Raw genomic sequence first — 19,276 nt, 5'->3', positions numbered from 1 at the left:
GGCGTCGGATTGGCGGTGCCGCGCAAGCATGGAGGGTTGAATGGCACCAGCGCCGGAGTTGGCCATCTTTCGTCAGGGTCTGATTTTCCTGGGCGCCGCCGGGGTGGTGATCCCGATCTTCCACCGCATCAAGGTCAGCCCCGTCCTGGGGTTCATCCTGGTCGGCATCGTCGTCGGCCCGTTCGGCGTGGCGGCCTGGGTGCCGCAACTGCCCTGGCTGGCGGCGGTCACCATGTCCGATCCCGAGGCGATCGCACCCGCGGCCGAGCTGGGCGTGGTCATGCTGATGTTCATGATCGGGCTGGAGCTGTCCTTCGACCGGCTGAAGGTCATGCGCCGCCTGGTGTTCGGGCTGGGAACATTGCAGGTCGTCTGCTCGGCGGCGGCGATCGGGTGGGTGGCGTCGTGGCTGGGGCAGCCGCCGCTGGCCGCGGCGGTGATCGGGCTGGCGCTGGCCATGTCGTCCACGGCGATCGTGCTGCAGGTGCTGGCGGCGAAGCAGGGGCTGGGCGCGCCGGCGGGGCGCACCTCGTTCGCGGTGCTGCTGTTCCAGGACCTCGCGGTGGTGCCGGCGCTGTTCGCCATCAGCCTGCTCGGCCACGGCCCGGAGGGGGACGGGATGGCCGCGCTCGGCATCGCGGTCGCGCAGGCCGTGGTCGCCATCCTCGCCGTGATCGGGTTTGGCCGGCTGGGGCTGCGCCGGCTGTTCCGCAGCGTGGCGCGCACCGACAGCCCCGAGCTGTTCATGGCCGCCTGCCTGCTGGTGATTCTTGCCACCGGCCTCGCCACCGCCGCGGCCGGGCTGTCGATGGCCATGGGCGCGCTGATCGCGGGGCTGCTGCTGGCCGAGACCGAGTATCGCCGCCAGGTTGAGGTGACGATCGAGCCGTTCAAGGGCCTGCTGGTGGGCGTGTTCCTGATCTCCGTCGGCATGGGGCTTGATCTGCGCCGTATCCTCGCCGATCCGGTGCCGCTGCTGGGCGCCGTGGTGGCGCTGGTGCTGGGCAAGGCGCTGGTGGTGGCGTTGCTCGCGCGCTGCTTCGGCGTGCGCTGGAGCGCCGCGGTGAAATCGGGCCTGCTGCTCGGCCCGGGCGGCGAGTTCGGCTTCGTGATTCTGGGCGTGGCCGCGCCGCTCGGCCTGGTCGGCAATGACGCGGCCGGCACGGTGCTGATCCTGGCCACGGTGACCATGACCTGCATTCCGTTGCTGTCCTATGCCGGCGACCGCCTGGCCGAACGCTTCGCGCCGCCCGCGCCGGTCGACCCGGCGCTGCAGGTGCCGGACCTGGATGGTGGGGAGCAGCGCGTCATCATCGCCGGCTTCGGCCGGGTGGGCGAGACCGTGGCGATCATGCTGGAGCAGCACGGCGTGGCCTATGTCGCCATCGACAACGATGCCGACCGGGTGGCCGAGCAGCGGCGCCTGGGGAGGCCGGTCTACTGGGGCGACATCAGCCGGACGGAGATGCTGCGCCGCCTGCACGTTGACAGCGCCCGCGCCCTGGTGGTGACGATGAGCGACCACCGCGCCGCCGAGAACCTGGTGGAGACCGCGCGGGCCGAACGGGAGGACCTGCTGATCGTCGTGCGCGCGCGCGACGCCGCCCATGCCGCCCTGCTGTACGGCCTGGGTGCGTCGGACGTGGTGCCCGAGACCATCGAGGCCAGCCTGCAACTGTCCGAGGCGGTGCTGGTCGATGTCGGCATCCCCATGGGGCCGGTCATCGCCTCCATCCACGAGCAGCGCGCCCTGTTCCAGGCCGAGATCAAGCAAAGGGCGCCGAATGCCCATGTCCGTGCGTTCGGACGCCGCCGCCTGCGCGACGCCCGGCCGGGCGCCGCGTGAGGCCCGGCCGCGCATCGGTTTAGCCCTGGGGTTCGGCAATCCCCAGGTTGCGTGCGGTGGTGACGAGGTTGGCCCAGGTGTCGGCCTGCAGCGGGATGCCATCCTGCAGCCGGGTGGCCCGGGTGCGCGCCTCGGGTTCGCCGGGGACCAGAACGTCGCCGTCCGTGGCGGCGGGGCGCGAGGACTTCACGTAATCGGCGAACGCGCGGGCCTGGGCGACGAAGCCCTGGGCGCCGAAATGCGCGGGGTCCAGGTAGATCGAGAACATGCCGTTGCTGATCAGCCCGCGCTTGCCGCCGGGCACCGGGCCCGAGGTGCCGCCGCCAGTCAGCACGCCCGCGAGGATGTCGCACATGAACGCCAGGCCGGAGCCCTTGTGCTCGCCGAAGGCGCGGATGGCGCCTTCGCCATTGGCCGGGTCGCGCGGGCCGCCTTGGGTGAGCGGGCCGTACAGCGTGGCGGGGTCGGTGGAGAGTTCGCCGTCCGCCTTGATCAGTGCGCCCTCCGGCAGCTTCTTGCCGCCGTTGGAGGCGACCAGCACCTTGCCCTCGGCCACCAGCGAGGTGGCGAAGTCCAGCAGCAGCGGCGGCTGGCCGTCGGGCGAGGGGATGGCGACGCAGAACGGATTGGTGGAGAAGCGGCGGCTTACGCCTCCGAAGGGCGCCACCAGCTCGCCGTTCTCGACATTGACGAAATGGATCGACACCAGCCCGGCCTCGGCGGCGCGTTCGCCCCAATCGCCGATGCGGCCGATATGGCCGGACTTGCGCAGGGCGACGATGCACATGCCGGCCGCCTTCGCCTTGGCGATGCCGAGATCGACCGCCTGCGGGCCCACGGTCTGGCCGAAGCCATAGCCGCCATCGACGACCGCATGGGTCGGGCTCTCGGCGACGACCTTGATGGTCTGGCCTTTGACCACCTTGCCTTCGCGCAGGTACTGCACGTAGCGCGGCGTGCGGATCACCCCGTGGCTGTCATGCCCGGTGAGGTTGGCCGAGACGAGGTGGAAGCCGATGCGCTCCGCCTCCGCCTGATCGCAGCCGGCGGCGCGGAAGATGTCGGCGACGAGAGCCCGCAGGGCGTCGGCGCCGATGGTGTGGGTGGCCGCTTGCCGGCCGGTCGGCGTATCCATCGTGGCTAAACTACTTTTCCGCTCTCGTTGTCGATGAGGTGCATGTTGTTCAGGTCGGCCGCCAGCGGCAAGACCTCGTTCGGGGCGGAATGGGTGACGGGGTCGATGCGGGCGCAGACGGGCTCGCCGTCGATGAAGAAATGCACCAGCGTCTCCATACCCATCGGCTCGACCACGTCCACCATGCAGTCGATGCGCACGACGTTGGGCTTCTCGGTATCCCGGATTTCCGTCAGGTGCTCCGGGCGCAGGCCCAGGGTCATCTGCCGGCCCTTGTACGGGCCGTAGCGGTCGACCCGCTGCGGCGGCACTGCCAGCTTCACGCCGTTGGCGAGCTCGACCTTCAGTCCGCCGTCATCCAGCACGCGCACGGGCAGGAAGTTCATCGCCGGGCTGCCGATGAAGCCGGCGACGAAGCGGGTGGCGGGGTTGTGGTACAGCTCCTGCGGCGGGCCCACCTGCTCGATCACGCCGTGGTTCATCACCACCACGCGGTCGGCCAGAGTCATCGCCTCCACCTGGTCGTGGGTCACGTAGACGGTGGTGGTGGGGATGGTCTGGTGCACCTTCTTGATCTCGGTGCGCATTTGCACGCGCAGCTTGGCGTCGAGGTTGGAGAGCGGCTCGTCGAACAGGAACACCTTGGGGTTGCGCACGATGGCGCGGCCCATGGCCACGCGCTGGCGCTGGCCGCCGGACAGGGCCTTCGGCTTGCGCTCCAGCAGCGCCTGGATGTCGAGGATGCGGGCTGCCTCGTCCACCCGGCGCTTGATCTCGTCCTTCGGGAACTTCCGCAGCTTCAGGCCGAAGGCCATGTTGTCGAACACCGACATGTGCGGATAGAGCGCGTAGTTCTGGAACACCATGGCGATGTCGCGGTCGCGCGGCGGCACGTCGTTGACCACGTCGCCGCCGATCCAGATCTCGCCGGAGGTGATCTCCTCGAGCCCCGCGACCATGCGCAGCGTGGTGGACTTGCCGCAGCCGGAGGGACCGACCAGCACGACGAACTCCTCGTCGGCGATTTCCAGATCGATGCCTTTGACGGCCTGGACGTTGCCCTCGTAAGCCTTGACGACCTTGCGGATCGAAACCTGCGCCATACCTGGTCTATCCCTTGGTTGCACCGGCGGTCAGGCCGGCGATGTAGTAGTCCATCAGGAAAGCATAGATCAGCACTGGCGGTACGGCCGCCAGCACGCAGCCGGCCATGATCTTGCCCCACTGGAACACGTCGCCGCGAATCAGGTCACTCACGATCCCGACGGTCAAGACCATCTGGTCCGTCGTGTACAGATAGGCCAGCGGATACAGGAACGCGCCCCAGCTTGCGGTGAACGCGAAGATCGTCGCCGCGATGATGCCGGGCATCGCCACCGGAATGAAGATGCGCAGCAGCATCTGCATGTATCCGGCCCCGTCGATCAGCGCGGCCTCGTCGAGCTCACGCGGGATCGAGCTGAAATAGCCGATCATGATCCAGGTGCAGAACGGCACCGCAAGCGTGGGATAGAGCAGCACCAGGCACCAGAAGCTGTTGATCAGGCCAAGCTTGCCGATGATCTGGAATAGCGGAATGAACAGCAGCGAGGCCGGAATCAGGTAGGTGAGGAACACGCCGGTGGCGAGTGTCTGGCTGCCCCAGAATCCCATGCGCGTCAGGCTGAAGGCGGCCAGCACCGAGATGCTCATGCTGATGACCACCACCAGGACGGTGACGATGACCGAGTTCACGAAGAAGGTCTGGAAATTGGAATTGGCGATCAGCTCGGCGAAATTCGCCAGTGTCGGGTGCTGGACGATCCAGGGATTGCCCTGCTGTGCGGAGATCTCGGCCGAGGACTTCAGGCTGGTCATCACCATGTAGAACGGCGGCACCAGGAAGAATACCACCATCAGCGTCAGCACGGCGTAGCTGGCCTTCAGCGTCCAGGCCCTTTGCCGGTGCAGGCTGGTGCGCCGGGCTTGCGCGACGGCGCCGGCGGTGGCTGTCGTGCTGCTCATGCCGCGATCTCCTGGGTGCGACGGGTGACGCCGCGCAGCACGAAGAACGCCGCGACGGCCAGGATCGGCAACATGAACAGGCTGACCGAGGCGCCGAGCGGGATGTCGCCTGACTGGATGCCGACCGAGAAGGCGTAGGTGGCGAACAGATGCGTCATGTCCTGCGGCCCGCCGGCGGTCAGGATCCGCACGATATCGAAATCGGCGAAGGTGACGATCAGGCTGAACAGCACGGTGATGGCGATGATGTTGCGCATCATCGGCAGGGTGACGTGCAGCAGCTTCTGCACCGGCCCGGCACCGTCGATCGCGGCCGCCTCATACAACTGCTCGGGCACGGATTTGAGGGCGGCCAGATACATGATCATGAAGAACGGCGTGCCGAACCACACGTTCACCGCGATCACGGCGAAGCGCGCGTTCCAGCCGACGCCGAGCCACGGCACGGATTGGAAGCCCAATGAATTCAGGATCCAGTTGAACGCCGAATAGGACGGGTCGAACAGCCACCACCAGCTCAGCGTGGACAGCGCCAGCGGGATCACCCAGGGCACCAGCAGCAGGCCGCGCCAGATGCGCTGATTCTTGCCGGGGATGTTGTGCATCAGATGCGCGACGATGAAGCCGAGCAGGGCCTTGAGGATGACGGCGGTGACCGCGAACAGGCAGCTTTGGAAGATCACCAGCTGGAACGTGTTGCGCTTCAGCAGGAACGCGTAGTTGCCCAGGCCGACGAACTGGGTCATCCGCTTGTTCAGCATGCTCAGCCAGATCGCGTAGATGGCCGGCCAGATCACCAGGCCCGCGATCAGCAGGATCAGCGGCATGGCCATCAGCACCGCGATGGTCGAACGTCGTCGCATGAACTTGCGCATGCCGCTCGGCGGCGCCATGGCGGCGCGCGCCGGCGCGGCCAGATTGGCTGAAATGCTTGTGCCGTCCGCCATGCCTTTCCTCCCGTAGCGTTGCATCCCGGACATGAACGCGGCGGACGCCCGAGACGGCACGCTCGATCATGATCCTGGCGGCCCACCGGCCCCGGACATCGCAACTGCGATCAGGGGGGGCAGGCCGCGAGCCTGAAGATGTGGCGCGGGCCACGCCGAAGCGCGGCCCGCGCCGGTCGGATCAGCGAGTGAAGCCTTCGAGTTCGTCGGCGGCCCAGGCGACCACCTGCGGTATCGACTGCCCGCTCTGCAGCTTGGCGAACATCGTCGGCATGGTGCCACGGTTGTAGATCTGCACGGCGACGTCGGGCGGCGCGGGCAGGGCCGCGATATGCGCCATCGAGTTGTGGTGCTTGCGCAGCGGGTAGTTGTAGACGGTGCCCTTGGGCGGCTGGACCTCCTCCCACACCTTGAAGTCGAGCATGCCGTCGAACGGCGGCAGGTCGTAGCCCTCCACCACGGTGCACCGGGCCTCGACATTGTCGCGCTGCATCAGGAACTCGATCAGTTCCTTCCCGGCCGTCTTGTTCTGGCTGAACTTCCACATGCCCCAGAAATACGGCAGGTACGGCACGAACCGTCCCTTCGGGCCGGTCGGCGGCGGGAAAGTCCAGCAATCCGAGGCCACCTGCAGCGCGTCGCGCTTGGCAACCGCCCATGCCGATGGCGGATTCCAGATCAGCGCGCTCTGGCCGGAGATCAAGGCGCGGTTGTTCGACGCGTCGTCGTAGCTGACCGCGTCGGCCGGCAGGAACTTCACCAGCCTCTGGCCGTATTCCAGGACCTGACGCACCGCGTCCGACTTCACGGTGATCTCGCCCTTCGCGTTCACCAGCTCGGCGCCGAAGGCGGCGAAGATGGAGCCGATCGCGTCCACCGAGTCGGACGTCTGGCCCAGGCCCATGCCGAACTGCTTGCCGATCTTGGCACAGGCCTCGGCGGCCTTGAGCATGGCATCATAGGTCCAGGCGTCGGCCAGCGCGGTATGCTCGGGCCGGGCCGGATACATCGCCTGCACGTCGAGGCCGGCGGCGTCCTTGAGGATGCTGATGCGTCCGCACGGGCCCTTGTTCTGGGTGCCGGAACTGCTGGGAACCGCGAGCCAGTGACCCTTGATTTTCGCGAGGTACTCGACCACGCGGTTGACCGCGCCATACTTCTCGCCGAGCCGGCCCATCACGTCGTCCATCGGCTCGAGGTCGTTGACGTGGTTCAGGACTTCCCAGCTCGGGAAGGCCTGAACGTCGTGCCCGGTCTTGGCCTGGGCCTCGGCGGCCAGGGTCAGCAGGTTCTTGTTGCCGACCGAGGTGATGAAGTCGGCCTGGACCTCGACCTTGTTCTTCTCGGCGAAAGCAGCGACCTGCTTGCGCATCACATCATTGCCGGCCGGCACCCAATGGTCCCAGAACCCGATCGACAGCTTGCCGGCGGCGCCGGCGGTGCGGATATGCACCAGCGGCAGCGCCGCGGCGGCCACCCCGAGCTTGAGCGCCTTGCGGCGCGAAACGCGCGTCTTCAGCATCGTATTTGAATCCTTCCCTACCGCGGCGCTCTGGTGGGCGCCGCGTCTCATCTCGCGTTGCGCGGGTTGGTCCCGCTGTTGAGCATCAACAACTTATGCATATGGTGTGGACAGAAGCAACGTCATGCTGCGGCTTATCCTGCCGATACGCGGCATCGTCTTGCGACATGCCGCCGATGCTTACAGGCGCGTCGCCTCACGCGCAGCTGAGCCGGGTATTGCTGCTCCTGCTCGCACGTCTTCGATCCGGGCTTCGGCCCGCGGCCGCATCCTATACCAATTAAGCCCGGATCGCCCGGGCGATTTCAAGCACACGATCGAGAAACGCGTCGGCGCTGCCGAGATAGGCGGCGGGATCGGTCAGCCGCCCGATCGCCGCGCGGTCCAGCCGCGCCGCCACCTCCGGCTCGCGCGTCAGCGCATCGGCGAGCGACAGGCCCTCGGCCAGGGCCAGGTCGCAGGCGTGCTTCACCGCATGGTGCGCGGCCTCGCGGCCAAGCTGCGGCGCCAGGCCCATCATCACCGCCTCGGCCACGATCAGCCCGCCGGTGGCATCGAGGTTGCGGCGCATGCGGGCGGCGTCCACCACCATGCCCTCGGCAATGGTGCGGGCATGTTGCAACGCACCGTGGGTCAGCACGAAGGCCTGCGGCAGCGCCAGCAGCTCGGCCTGCCAGGGGCCGGTGGCGCGTTCGTGGTCCTGGGCCATCGCGCCCTGCATCAGCGGCACCAGCGCCTGCACCGCCCGGGCGCTGGCGAGCACGTATTCGCTGGCGATCGGGTTGCGCTTCTGCGGCATGGTCGAGGACTGGCCGCGCCCGGCGACATAGGGCTCGCAGACCTCGCCGATCTCGGTCTGCGCCAGCAGGATGATGTCGGTGGCGATCTTGGCCAGGCTGCCGCATAGCAGGCCCAGGGAGCCCACGGCCTCGGCGAAGCCGTCGCGGGCGACGTGCCAGGGCGCCGCCGGGGCGGCGAGGCCGAGTTCAGCGGCCAGCCCGTCGATCACCTTCAGCCCGTCCGGGCCGAGCGATGCCAGCGTGCCCGCGGCGCCGCCGAACTGCACCATCTCCACGCGCGGGCGCAGCTGATCGAGCCGCGCGACATGGGTGACCAGCGGCTGCAGCCAGACCGCGCATTTCAGGCCGAAGGTGACGGGCAAAGCGTGCTGCAGATGCGTTCGCCCGGCCATGACGGTGTGGCGGTGGGCGTCGGCCTGGGTGGCCAGGGCGCGGATGATGGCAACCAGTTCGCCGCGGATCAGCGCCAGGCCGTCGCGCACTTGCAGCGCCGTGGCGCTGTCCATGATGTCCTGGGTGGTCGCACCCCAATGCGTCCAGGCGCCGGCCGCTCCGGCCGCGCGCGACAGGCCCTTGACCACGCCGACCACGGGATAGCCGACATTGCGCACGCTCGCGGCCAGCTCGGCGGTGTCGAGGTTGTCCACCCGCGCCGCCGCGGTGATGGCCGCGCCTGCATCCGGCGGGATCAGGCCCAGGCGCGCCTGCACGCGCGCCAGCGCCGCCTCCACGTCCAGCATGCGCTGGAACCAGCTGCGTTCGTCGAAGACGGCGCGCATGGCGTCCGAGCCATAGAGCGTGCCGAGGACCGGGCTGTCGGCGGGATTGACGGGCATCAGACTTCGATGAACACGGTTTCGCCGTCGCCTTGCAGGCGGATATCCATGCGCCAGATGCCGGGGCCATCGGGCCGGGCGAGCAGGGTCGCGCGCCGCGCCGGATCGTCGATGGCGGTCAGCAGCGGGTCGGTCCCGTTCAGCTTCTCGTCTTCGAAATAGGCGCGGGTGTAGAGCCGGGTCAGGATGCCGCGCGCCAGGATGTTGATGGCGAAATGCGGCGCCTGCAGCGTGTTGCCGCGGCCCGGTACCGGGCCCGGCTTCACCGTGGTGAAGCGGAAGCGCCCGTCGGCGTCGGTGGCGCTGCGGCCATAGCCCGGGAAGCGCGCGCCGGCGGCGGGGCTGGCCTGCCACAGCTCGATGCAGCCATCCGTGACCGGCGCCCCGTCGCCGTCGATGACGAGGCCGGTCAGCACGACCTTCTCGCCCTCGGCGCCGAACCGGGTCAGGTCGGCGAATTCGGGGTATTCGATCAGGTGCCAGTAAGGGCCGATGGTCTGGGCGGCGGTCGCGATCGGCATGTCCTATTCCTCCATCGGCGTGGCTTCGCGGCCGCGCAGGACCACGTCGAAACGGTAGCCCAGCGCCCATTCCGGCCTGGTGACGTCGAGGTCGAACTTCGCCACCAGCCGCTTGCGGGCGTGCTCGTCCGGCACGGTGTTGAACACCGGGTCCAGTTCCAGCAGCGGGTCGCCCGGGAAATACATCTGGGTGATCAGCCGCGTCGCGAAGCCGGAGCCGAACAGGGAATAGTGGATGTGGTTGGGCCGCCAGGCATTGAAGTGGTTGCGCCAGGGATAGGCGCCCGGCTTGATCGAGGTGAACTGGTACCAGCCGTCGGCGTCGGTGAACACGCGGCCGGCACCCTGGAAATGCGCGTCCAGCGGGGCGTCGTGCTGGTCACGCGGATGGTGGTAGCGGCCGGCCGCGTTGGCCTGCCAGATCTCGATCATGGTGTCCGGCACCGGGCGCCCGTCCTCGTCGGTCACGCGGCCGCGCACGATGATGCGCTCGCCCATGGCGGCATGGCCGTCGACCGTGGAGATGTCGATGATCGCGGGGAACTGCGCCGGCGAGAAGCGCGGCCCGGTCGCTTCCGTGACGGTGTGGGCGAACGCCACCAGCGCCTGCTTCGGGTGGCGCTTGTGCGTGCTGCCGTATTCCGGGCTGTCGTTCGGCGGCTGGCTTCCCGCCACCGCGGGGCGGAAGGGCGTGACGTCGGTCATGCATCCATCTCCTTGAAAGTTTCCTTGGCGATGCGCACGGCGCTGTTGGCGGCGGGAATGCCGGCATAGGCGGCCACCTGGATCAGCACCTCGGAGATGTCGGCTGGAGTGGCGCCGGTGTTGCGGCTGGCCCGGACATGCAGCTTGAACTCCTCATGGTGGCCGAGTGCCGCCATCAGCGCCAGGGTCAGCAGGCTGCGGGTGCGGCGGTCCAGACCGGGGCGGGTCCACACGCCGCCCCAGGCGGTGCGGGTGATGAACTGCTGGAACGGCCGGTCGAACTCGGTGATGGCGGCGCCGGCGCGGGCGACATGCGCCTCGCCCAGCACCTGCCGGCGCACGGCCATGCCGGCCTCGTAGAAATCCGCGACCGACGGTTCGAGGAAGGCGCGCATCGCCGCGGTGACGGCGTCCGGCTGCTCCGCCGTGGGCAGATGGGCGGCATGGGCGATCACCTGCAACCGCGCGCCGGGAATGGCCCGGGCCAGCGCCTCGGCGGTGCCGAGCGGGGTCGCCGCATCCTGGTCGCCGACCAGCACCAAGGCGGGGACGCACAGGGCGGCGGAGCTCAGATCGGCGGCGGCAATGGCCTCGGCGGCGCCGGCATAGCCCTCGGGATCGGTGCGCAGCAGCATCGCCCGCAAGCCCTGGGCGGGGGGCGCGCCGAGAAAGCCCGGCGTCACCCAGCGGGCCATCACGGTGTCGGCGACCGCGCCCATGCCACCCGCCCGCACCGCGGCGGCGCGCTGGTGCCAGGTTTCCGCCGGCGGAATCGCCATGGCGGTGTCGCACAGGACCAGCGACAGCACGCGCTCCGGCGCCTGGACCGCGATCGCCTGCGCCAGCATGCCGCCGATCGACAGGCCGCCGACATGGGCCTGGGCCACCCCCAGCGCGTCCAGCACCGCCAGTGCGTCGCGCGCCATGCCGTCGATGGAATAGGGGCCCGATGTGACCGTGGTCAGGCCGTGGCCGCGCAGGTCGGGGCGGATGACGCGGAAGCTGCGGGACAGCGCCTTGGCCTGCCCGTCCCAGACATGCAGGCTGGTGCCCAGGGAATGCAGCAGCAGCAGCGCCGGGGCACCCGGCGGCCCGTCGATCTGCACATGCACATTGAGGTCGCCGGCGCTTACGAACATTGGCCCCTCTGCTCCCATTGCCCGGGCAGCGATATCGGCCGCCGGAGTGCCCGCAAATGCCCGGACGCGTGTAAATCTTGTGCTATTCGCCGATCAGGCCGCCAGTGCGGCCACCAGCTTGCGCGCCTTGACGCCCACCGTCTCGGCGCTGTCCCCGGGCTTGTAGATGGACGAACCGATGCCGAAGCCGGCGGCGCCTGCGTCGCGCCAGGGCCGCATGTTGCCGGCGTCGATCCCGCCCACCGGCAGCACCGGCACGCCGGCCGGCAGCACCGCGCGGATGCCGCGCAGCACGGCGGGCGAGGCGGCCTCGGCCGGGAACAGCTTGAGCGCGTCGGCACCGGCTTCCAGCATGGCGAACGCCTCGGTGGGGGTGAAGAAGCCGGGGCTGGCGAGCATGCCCCGCGCCTTGGCCGTGCGCACCACGGCGCCGGCGGCATGCGGGGTGACGATCAGCCGCCCGCCGGCATCGGCGATCTCTTCCACCTGGGCGGCCGTCATCACCGTGCCGGCGCCGATCAGCATATGCGCGCCGAAGCGGGCGGCGAGGCGGCTGATGCTCTCCACCGGATCGGGCGAGTTCAGCGGCACCTCGACGATGGCGATGCCGGCCGCGTCCAGGGCGGCGCCGATCGCTTCCACCTCGTCCGGCTTCACCCCGCGCAGGATGGCGACCAGGGGACAGCGTTGCAGCCAGGCTTTCAGTTCCATTGGGCGCTCCGTGCGATCAGCGACAGGCCGCGGGCGGCGGCATCCTCGTCCTGCAGTACGGCCTCGCCGCCACACGCGGCGATGGCGCGGGCATACAGGGCGCAGAGCGGCGCCGCGCCGATCAGGTGCACCGTGAGCCCTTGCGGCCGCGCCGCCCGCACCTCGTGGCCGATGAGCAGGCCGGACAGGTACGAGGCGCTCTCATGCTCGCTCAGCCGGCCGAACAGGCCCAAAGTGCGTACGCCGAACAAATGGTGCAGCAGATGCCCGTAATCGCCCGAGCGGGCGACGCCGCGGTCGAATGCCGCCGGGTCGGTCGGCCCGTCCTGCATCATGCGCCCGAGGATGGTGCCGCTGCGCAAGGCCGCGAATGCCTCGCCGCTGAGATAGGTCCGGAAAGCGGCAATGCGCCCGGCGGCGATGCGCGCCCATTTGGAATGGCTGCCGGGCAGGCAGGCCAGGCCGTCGCCGTCGAGCGCCTGCATCGCGCCGACGATCTGGGTCTCCTCGCCGCGCATCACCTCGGGCGTGCCGGAATCGTCCGCGTCCGACAGGCCGGCCACCAGCAGCACCTGGGCGGCGTCGAACGGCACCGGCGCCAGGGCGGCGGCGAGCTCGGCGGCGCCGGCGGGGCAGGGGAGGTAGGGCGCCTCGACCCAGCCCTGGCGGCTGCCGATCATGCCAGAGAGCAGCACCCGCCGCTCGCCCTCGGCCAGCCAGGGGCCGATCTCGGCCAGCAGCGCGTCGGCGAAGCGGCCGCCCTCGACATGCAGGATGCCGCGCGGGGTGGAGCGGCGGCCAAGGATGCGGCCGTCCGCGGCGAGCCGGAACGCGCGGAAACTGCTGGTTCCCCAATCCACACCGATCATGCCGCCCCTCCGTTGCGTGGTCGCACGCTACCCCGGAAGGGCGAAGCCACGGAAGGCGGCGCACTACATCGGCGGATTGACGCCGTTCTTGCCCACCGTGACCCCCGCGGTGGTGTAGGTGCCGTCGGGCATCTTCGTGGCCGACAGGAACACCGCGGCACCAGGCTTCAGGTCCGTCCGCTCCGCCGGGATCGGCGTCACGATGGGCACGCCGGGCGGCACCGTGACGACCACGCTGCCGCCCTTGTAGGTGAGCGTGAGGTCACGGCCGGACTTGCCCTGCACCTGCGATGCGACCGTGGCATTGGTCATGGTGCCGCCGGGGGCGAGGTCCCAGGCGTAATGCCCTTCGCCGCTGCCGCGCGCCGCCTCGGGGAACAGCAGCACTTCCTGCGCCTGCAGCCCACCATCCGGCCCTGGGATGGCGGCGGTGCCGATGAACGTGCCCGGGGCGATCTCCGACAGCTCGACGTTCTTCAGCGCCGAGACCCGCAGATTGTCGTCCAGCGCCACCATCACATGCGGCCCCTCCCGCGTGGCGATCGTCAGGAGCGGGCCGTCGAGAGAGACGATGGTGCCGCGAATGCGCGTGGATGGCGGGCTTTGCGCCTGGGCGGGCAGCACGGCGCCGAACAGGCAGGCTGCGGACATGGCGAGAAGCGGCCGCCGATGCATGGACATGGTTTCCTCCGGTTCTGCGACGCCGAGAATCTGGTGCGCCTGTCAACCGGCGGGAGTCCCTCCGACCAGGCATCCCGCTCAAGACATGAACACGATTTCCGGTATTGGCGATCCCGCCGCAATCTTGCCTGCCGCAGACTGTCGCGGTTCGGGGACACGAACCCCGTGACCGGACTCAGAGGCATTGCGATATGGCCAACCGTCTCGTTGCTTCCGTATTCGCCGGCGCGCTGGTTGCCGGCACGGCATTTGCCGCATCCGCCCAGACGCCGGCCCCGGCACCGATGCCGGCGCCAGCTGCGCCCGCCACGACCGCCAAGCCTGCGGCCGCGCCCAAGGCGATGAAACAGTCCGACGCGGCGCACCCCATGCATCGGCAGATGGGTGCGAGCCGGACCACTGCCGGCGACGCCGAGGTCGAACGGCTGAACCAGCTCAGCCTCGACATGGCGAAGAAGAACATCAACACCGGGGACCAGCCGCTGACATTGCCCAAGGAGGGCACCACGCACAGCTGATTCAGGGTAACGGCTGCGGTCTGCGTCCGTCTCCTGCTCGGGCCCCACTCAGCCGTCGTCGGATGCCAGCAGCGCGGCATTGCCGCCCGCCGCGGCAGTGTTGACCGACACCACGCGCTCCTCGGCGAAACGGAACAGCGTGATGGGGCCGCCGGCTTTCGGCCCGGTGCCGGACAGGCCGCGACCGCCGAAAGGCTGCACGCCGACCACGGCGCCGATCTGGTTGCGGTTCACATAGGCGTTGCCCACCCGCATGCGCGCGACGATGCGGCGCTGGGTGGATTCGATGCGCGAGTGCACGCCCAGCGTCAGGCCGTAGCCGTTGGCGTCGATCTCGTCCAGCAGCACGTCCAGCCGGTCGGCGGCGTAGCGCACGACGTGCAGCACCGGCCCGAACACCTCGCGGTCGAGTGCGGTGGCCGAGGGCAGCGCGTAGGCGCGCGGGGCGAAGAACGTGCCGTGCCCGCTGCCCGGCGGCAGCGCCAGCTCGAACAGCGGCGTGCCCATGGCGGCGGCGTAGGCCTGCAGGCCCGTCAGCGCGTCGGCGTCGATCACCGGGCCGATATCGGTGGCGGGGTCCAGCGGATCGCCGATCGCCAGCGTCTCCGCCGCCCCCTTCAGCATGTCCAGCACCCGGTCGGCCACGTCCTCCTGCACGCAGAGCAGCCGCAATGCCGAGCAGCGCTGGCCGGCGGAGCCGAAGGCCGAGGCCAGCACGTCCGCCACCACCTGCTCGGGCAGGGCGGAGCTGTCCACGATCATCGCGTTGATGCCGCCGGTCTCGGCGATGAACGGCACGAGCGGGCCGGGGCGCGCGGCCAGCGCGCGGGCGATGGCCTGCGCGGTGTCGGTGCTGCCGGTGAAGGCGACGCCGGCGATGCGCTTGTCGCTCACCAGGGCGGCGCCGACGCGGCCGTCGCCGGTCAGCAGCCGCAGCGCGTCGGTGGGCACGCCGGCCATGTGCAGCAGTTCCACGGCGCGCGCGGCGATCAGCGGCGTCTGCTCGGCGGGCTTCGCGGCGACGGCGTTGCCCGCGGCGAGCGCGGCCGCGACCTGGCCGGTGAAGATGGCCAGGGGGAAATTCCACGGCGAGATCGCGGTGAACACGCCGCGCCCGCCCAGCGCCCAGGTGTTGCGCTCGCCGGTCGGGCCCGCCAGCTCGCGCGGCTCGGCGAAATGCTCGCGGGCGCGCGCGGCGTACCAGCGGCAGAAATCGGCGGCCTCGCGCACTTCGCTGATGCCGTCGGGCAGGGTACGGCCGGCCTCGCGCGCCAGCAGGAACAGGAACTCGTCGCGCGCCGCCTCGATCAGGTCGGCGGCCCGGTCCAGCGCGGCGGCGCGCACGGCGCCGCCGGCCGCGTCCCAGGCCAGCCAGCCGCGCGACAAGGCGGCCAGCGCCGTGTCGATCTCGGCCGGCGTGGCGTCGGGCGCGGTGCCGATCAGACGGCGGCGGTCGGCGGGGTCGCGGATTTCGCGCGCGGCGCCGCTGCCGGGCAGGGTGCGGGGCATGGCCGTGGTGCCGACCCTGGCCAGCACAGCAGGGGCCACGGCCCGGTCGGCGAGATCGAGCCCGGCCGAGTTCTTCCGGTCCGGATACAGGGCGGCGGGCCGGGGGATCCGTGGATTGGACCCCAGCCCGGCCTGCTGCAACTGCCGTGCGGGATCGGCGACGATGGCCTCCTCTGGCACCGCGGGATCGACGAGGCGGTGCACGAAGCTGGTGTTCGCCCCGTTTTCCAACAGCCGGCGCACGAGATAGGCCAGCAGGTCCTCGTGCGAACCCACCGGCGCATACACGCGCACTGGGCAGGCCGGCCCGACCACGCCGTCGTACAGCGCCTCGCCCATGCCGTGCAGCCGTTGCATCTCGAAGTCGCCGTCGCCCGCCAGCTCCAGGATGGTGGCGAGGCTGTGCGCGTTATGGGTGGCGAAGGCCGGGCGCAGCGCGTCGCGCCGGTCCAGCATGCGCCGCGCGCAGGCGATCCACGACACGTCGGTGGACAGCTTGCGGGTGAACACGGGGTAGTCGTCGTGGCCCTGCACCTGGGCAAGCTTGATCTCGGTGTCCCAGTAGGCGCCTTTCACCAGGCGCGCGGGAATGCGGTGGCCGGTGCGGCGGCCAAGCTCCGCCACCCAGTCCACCACCGGGAGCGCGCGCTTCTGGTAGGCCTGGATAGCGAGCCCCAGCCCGTCCCACCCGGCCAGCCGCGGATCGGCCATCACGGCGGCGAAGATGTCCAGGCTGATCTCCAGCCGCTCGGCCTCCTCGGCGTCCATGGTCAGGCCGATATCCTGGGCGCGGGCGGCCAGCGCGAGCTCGGTCAGGGCGGCGGTGAGCGCGGGCACGCAGCGCCGCTCCTGCAACGGCTCGTAGCGCGGGTGCAGGGCGGACAGCTTCACCGACACGCCGGGCCCGTCCACCGGCCCGCCGCCGGCGCGGCCGATCGCGCCGATGGCGTCGCGATAGGCCCGCATGTAGCGGTCGGCATCGGCCCGGGTGCGCGCCGCCTCGCCGAGCATGTCGAAGCTGTAGCGCCAGCGCCGTCCCTCGGCGCTGCCGGCGCGCGCGAGGGCTTCGGCGATGGTGCGGCCCATGACGAACTGGCGGGCCAGCACCCGCATGCCCTGGCGCAGGGCGGTGCGGATCACCGGCTCGCCCATGCGCTGCACCACGCGGCGGATCACGCCGGCGATGCCGCCCGACTCCCCGTCTTCCAGCGTCAGCACGCGGCCGGTCAGCATGAACGCCCAGGCCGAGGCGTTCACCGTCATGCTGTCGGCCTGGCCCAGATGCGCCTGCCAGTCGGCGGTGGCGATGCGGTCCTCGATCAGCGCGTCGGCGGTGGCCGAGTCCGGGATGCGCAGCAGCGCCTCGGCGAGGCACAGCAGGGCGATGCCTTCCTTCGTGCCCAGGCCGTACTGCTTGAGGAAATCGGTCACGTCCGCCCCGGGCTTGTGGGCGGCGCGGGCGGCGCGCACCAGCGCCCGGGCGCGCGCATCCACCGCGCCGGCAAGCGGCGCCGGCAGGGTGGCGGCGTGCAGCAGGGGCGCCAGGCACTGGGCCTCCGGCGCGCGGTGCAGGGCGCGGATCGTGGGGCGGTCGTCAGTGGCGGTGGAGATGTCCGGCATGGGGGTACCTTGTGCGGGAGCGCGGCTGCCCGCACGATACCGGATATGAGAACGTGGCGAACATTCCTTTGGCGGGGTGGGGTTGGCGCGATATTCGCGGCGGTGCTGCTGCCGATGCTCGCGGTGATATGGCTGAGCTTCTTCGACCAGGAGGTGGTGTCGTTCCCGCCCGACGGCTACACGCTGCGCTGGTACGTGAACGCGTGGGAGAAGCGGCAATTCGCCCGCGGCTTCGTCAATTCGCTGGAGGTGGCGCTGATCGCCTCCGGCATCGGCGTGACCCTGGGCACCGCGGCCGCCTACGCGCTGGTGCGCGCGGAATTTCCGGGCAAGACGGCGCTGAGCGCGCTGCTGCTGGGGCCGCTGGCGGTTCCGGGCGTGGTGCTGGGCACCGGGCTGTACGTGTTCTTCGTGCAGATCGACAATGCCATCGACTTCCAGATCGTCGCCACGCTGCCGGGCCTCATCGCCGCCCATGTGCTGCTGACCATCCCCTGGACGGTGCGGCTGGTCGCCGCCAGCCTGCAGGGCCTGCAGCCCGCCGCGGAGGAGGCGGCGGCCAATCTCGGCGCGCGGCCCTGGACCGTGTTCCGGCGCATCACGCTGCCGATGATGCGCGCGGGCGTCGTGGCCGGCGCGCTGTTCAGCTTCATCCAGAGCTTCGAGAACCTTGAACTGACCCTGCTGCTGACCGGCCCCGGCCGCTCCACTTTGCCGGTGGAGATGCTGAACTACCTGGAGTTTCGTGTGGATCCTACGCTCGCCGCCGTCGCCACCGTTCAGATCCTGCTGATCGGCGCGCTGATGCTGATCACCGACCGCTTCGTGAGCCTGTCCCGGGTCGTGTCGTGACCAGCCTCATCCTGGAGAATCTCCGCCGCACCTACGGCGCCACGGTCGCGGTCGACCGCGTGAACCTGGAAGTCGCGCAGGGCGAGCTGGTGGCGCTGCTGGGCCCGTCCGGCTGCGGCAAGACCACCACGCTGCGCATGGTCGCGGGCTTCGTGCTGCCCACCGACGGCCGGGTGCTGATCGGCGGCGCGGACGTGACCCGCGCGCCGCCCTATGGGCGTGACACCGGCATGGTGTTCCAGGGCTATGCCCTGTTCCCGCACATGACCGTCGCCGACAATGTCGGCTTCGGGCTGGAGATGCGCCGCGTGCCGCGCGCCGAGCGCGAGCGCAAGGTGGCCGAGGCGCTGCGGCTGGTGCAGCTGGATGGCCTGGCCGAGCGCCGTCCGATGCAGCTGTCCGGCGGCCAGCAGCAGCGTGTGGCGCTGGCCCGCGCCTTGGTGGTGAACCCCACCGTCTTCCTGCTGGACGAGCCGCTGTCCAACCTGGACGCGCGCCTGCGCGCCGAGGTGCGGGTGGAGATCCGCGCCCTGCAGCAGCGCCTGGGCCTGACCACCCTGTTCGTGACCCACGACCAGGAGGAGGCGCTGACCATGGCCGACCGCCTCGTGGTGATGGATCGCGGCCGCGTGCGCCAGACCGGCACGCCCGAGGAACTCTATGAGCGTCCCGCCGATCTTTTCGTCGCGGGGTTCCTGGGACGCTGCAGCATCCTGCGCGGCGCCGTGGAGACACCCGGCGTGTTCCGCGCCGGCGGGCTCGCGCTGCCCTGCGCCGGTGGCACGCCGGGGGAGCACAGCGCCCTGGTGGTCCGGCCCGAGCGCGTCGGCATCGCGGCGAACGGCGGCACGCCCCCCGACGGCGCAATTCCCGGGCGTGTCGCCATGGTCACCTATCTCGGCGGGCTGACCGACTGGCACGTGCAGACCGATGCCGGCGAGATCCTGGTGACCCGGCCGACGCCCGACGGGGACGATCCGCTGCGCCGTCTCGCGCCCGGCGACGCCGTGACGCTGGACTGGAACGCAAGCGCCGGCAGGCTGCTGCCGGACGAATAAAAT

At 70.3% G+C, this 19,276-nt stretch carries 17 protein-coding genes; 4 read left to right on the top strand and 13 right to left on the bottom strand.

The features are described from left to right. Positions 1–40 precede the first annotated feature (40 nt). Entirely contained in the window at positions 41–1,846 is a 1,806-nt protein-coding gene (locus tag OL599_RS06660) for a cation:proton antiporter domain-containing protein (protein WP_264712881.1), read from the top strand. 19 nt (positions 1,847–1,865) lie between these two features. Here the strand turns inward: OL599_RS06660 and OL599_RS06655 are convergent, their stop codons facing one another. The 12 genes from OL599_RS06655 to OL599_RS06600 form a co-directional block, all read right to left on the bottom strand. After that, complete coding sequence (locus OL599_RS06655) at positions 1,866–2,981, bottom strand: malate/lactate/ureidoglycolate dehydrogenase (RefSeq protein ID WP_264712880.1); 1,116 nt, start codon at positions 2,979–2,981, stop codon at positions 1,866–1,868. 5 nt (positions 2,982–2,986) lie between these two features. Next, the gene (locus tag OL599_RS06650) at positions 2,987–4,084 is read right to left on the bottom strand and encodes an ABC transporter ATP-binding protein (RefSeq protein WP_264712879.1); all 1,098 of its coding nucleotides are present in this window, start codon (positions 4,082–4,084) and stop codon (positions 2,987–2,989) included. A 7-nt stretch (positions 4,085–4,091) separates the two neighbouring features. Further along, positions 4,092–4,985 (bottom strand): carbohydrate ABC transporter permease, encoded by an 894-nt coding sequence (locus OL599_RS06645; RefSeq protein WP_264712878.1) that lies wholly within the window; start codon positions 4,983–4,985, stop codon positions 4,092–4,094. After that, positions 4,982–5,932, bottom strand: a complete 951-nt coding sequence (locus OL599_RS06640) for a carbohydrate ABC transporter permease (RefSeq protein ID WP_264712877.1) — start codon at positions 5,930–5,932, stop codon at positions 4,982–4,984. Before OL599_RS06640 ends, OL599_RS06645 begins: the two co-directional genes overlap by 4 nt. Positions 5,933–6,113: 181 nt before the next feature. Beyond that, positions 6,114–7,454, bottom strand: coding sequence for an ABC transporter substrate-binding protein (locus OL599_RS06635; protein ID WP_264712876.1), 1,341 nt, complete (start codon positions 7,452–7,454; stop codon positions 6,114–6,116). 280 nt (positions 7,455–7,734) lie between these two features. Further along, positions 7,735–9,090: a class-II fumarase/aspartase family protein gene (locus OL599_RS06630; RefSeq protein ID WP_264712875.1), complete on the bottom strand. Its 1,356-nt coding sequence runs from the start codon at positions 9,088–9,090 to the stop codon at positions 7,735–7,737. Continuing rightward, positions 9,090–9,611: a protocatechuate 3,4-dioxygenase subunit alpha gene (gene pcaG / locus OL599_RS06625; RefSeq protein WP_264712874.1), complete on the bottom strand. Its 522-nt coding sequence runs from the start codon at positions 9,609–9,611 to the stop codon at positions 9,090–9,092. The genes OL599_RS06630 and pcaG overlap by 1 nt, the downstream gene beginning before the upstream one ends. Positions 9,612–9,614: 3 nt before the next feature. Then, the gene (gene pcaH, locus OL599_RS06620) at positions 9,615–10,316 is read right to left on the bottom strand and encodes a protocatechuate 3,4-dioxygenase subunit beta (protein ID WP_264712873.1); all 702 of its coding nucleotides are present in this window, start codon (positions 10,314–10,316) and stop codon (positions 9,615–9,617) included. Then, entirely contained in the window at positions 10,313–11,455 is a 1,143-nt protein-coding gene (gene pcaDC, locus OL599_RS06615) for a bifunctional 3-oxoadipate enol-lactonase/4-carboxymuconolactone decarboxylase PcaDC (protein WP_264712872.1), read from the bottom strand. Before pcaDC ends, pcaH begins: the two co-directional genes overlap by 4 nt. A gap of 93 nt (positions 11,456–11,548) precedes the next feature. Beyond that, positions 11,549–12,166, bottom strand: a complete 618-nt coding sequence (locus OL599_RS06610) for a 2-dehydro-3-deoxy-6-phosphogalactonate aldolase (RefSeq protein ID WP_264712871.1) — start codon at positions 12,164–12,166, stop codon at positions 11,549–11,551. Next, a complete protein-coding gene (locus OL599_RS06605; RefSeq protein ID WP_264712870.1) occupies positions 12,157–13,035 on the bottom strand; it encodes a 2-dehydro-3-deoxygalactonokinase in 879 nt (292 codons plus the stop codon). Before OL599_RS06605 ends, OL599_RS06610 begins: the two co-directional genes overlap by 10 nt. Positions 13,036–13,098: 63 nt before the next feature. Beyond that, positions 13,099–13,716: a hypothetical protein gene (locus OL599_RS06600; protein ID WP_264712869.1), complete on the bottom strand. Its 618-nt coding sequence runs from the start codon at positions 13,714–13,716 to the stop codon at positions 13,099–13,101. 191 nt (positions 13,717–13,907) lie between these two features. Between OL599_RS06600 and OL599_RS06595 the strand changes: the two genes are divergently transcribed. Continuing rightward, positions 13,908–14,234 (top strand): hypothetical protein, encoded by a 327-nt coding sequence (locus OL599_RS06595; RefSeq protein ID WP_264712868.1) that lies wholly within the window; start codon positions 13,908–13,910, stop codon positions 14,232–14,234. A 48-nt stretch (positions 14,235–14,282) separates the two neighbouring features. Here the strand turns inward: OL599_RS06595 and putA are convergent, their stop codons facing one another. Next, positions 14,283–17,363 carry a bifunctional proline dehydrogenase/L-glutamate gamma-semialdehyde dehydrogenase PutA gene (gene putA / locus OL599_RS06590; protein WP_264712867.1) on the bottom strand — a complete coding sequence of 1,027 codons (3,081 nt, stop codon included), beginning with the start codon at positions 17,361–17,363 and terminating at the stop codon, positions 14,283–14,285. A gap of 45 nt (positions 17,364–17,408) precedes the next feature. Between putA and OL599_RS06585 the strand changes: the two genes are divergently transcribed. Then, complete coding sequence (locus OL599_RS06585) at positions 17,409–18,215, top strand: ABC transporter permease (protein ID WP_264712866.1); 807 nt, start codon at positions 17,409–17,411, stop codon at positions 18,213–18,215. Further along, entirely contained in the window at positions 18,212–19,273 is a 1,062-nt protein-coding gene (locus OL599_RS06580) for an ABC transporter ATP-binding protein (RefSeq protein ID WP_264712865.1), read from the top strand. The genes OL599_RS06585 and OL599_RS06580 overlap by 4 nt, the downstream gene beginning before the upstream one ends. Positions 19,274–19,276: the final 3 nt, after the last annotated feature.

This window comes from Limobrevibacterium gyesilva (genome assembly GCF_025989185.1).
In the GTDB taxonomy this organism is placed as follows: domain Bacteria; phylum Pseudomonadota; class Alphaproteobacteria; order Acetobacterales; family Acetobacteraceae; genus Limobrevibacterium; species Limobrevibacterium gyesilva.
Note: the sequence above shows the minus strand (reverse complement) of the source record. Positions and strands in the feature narration are given on the sequence as shown.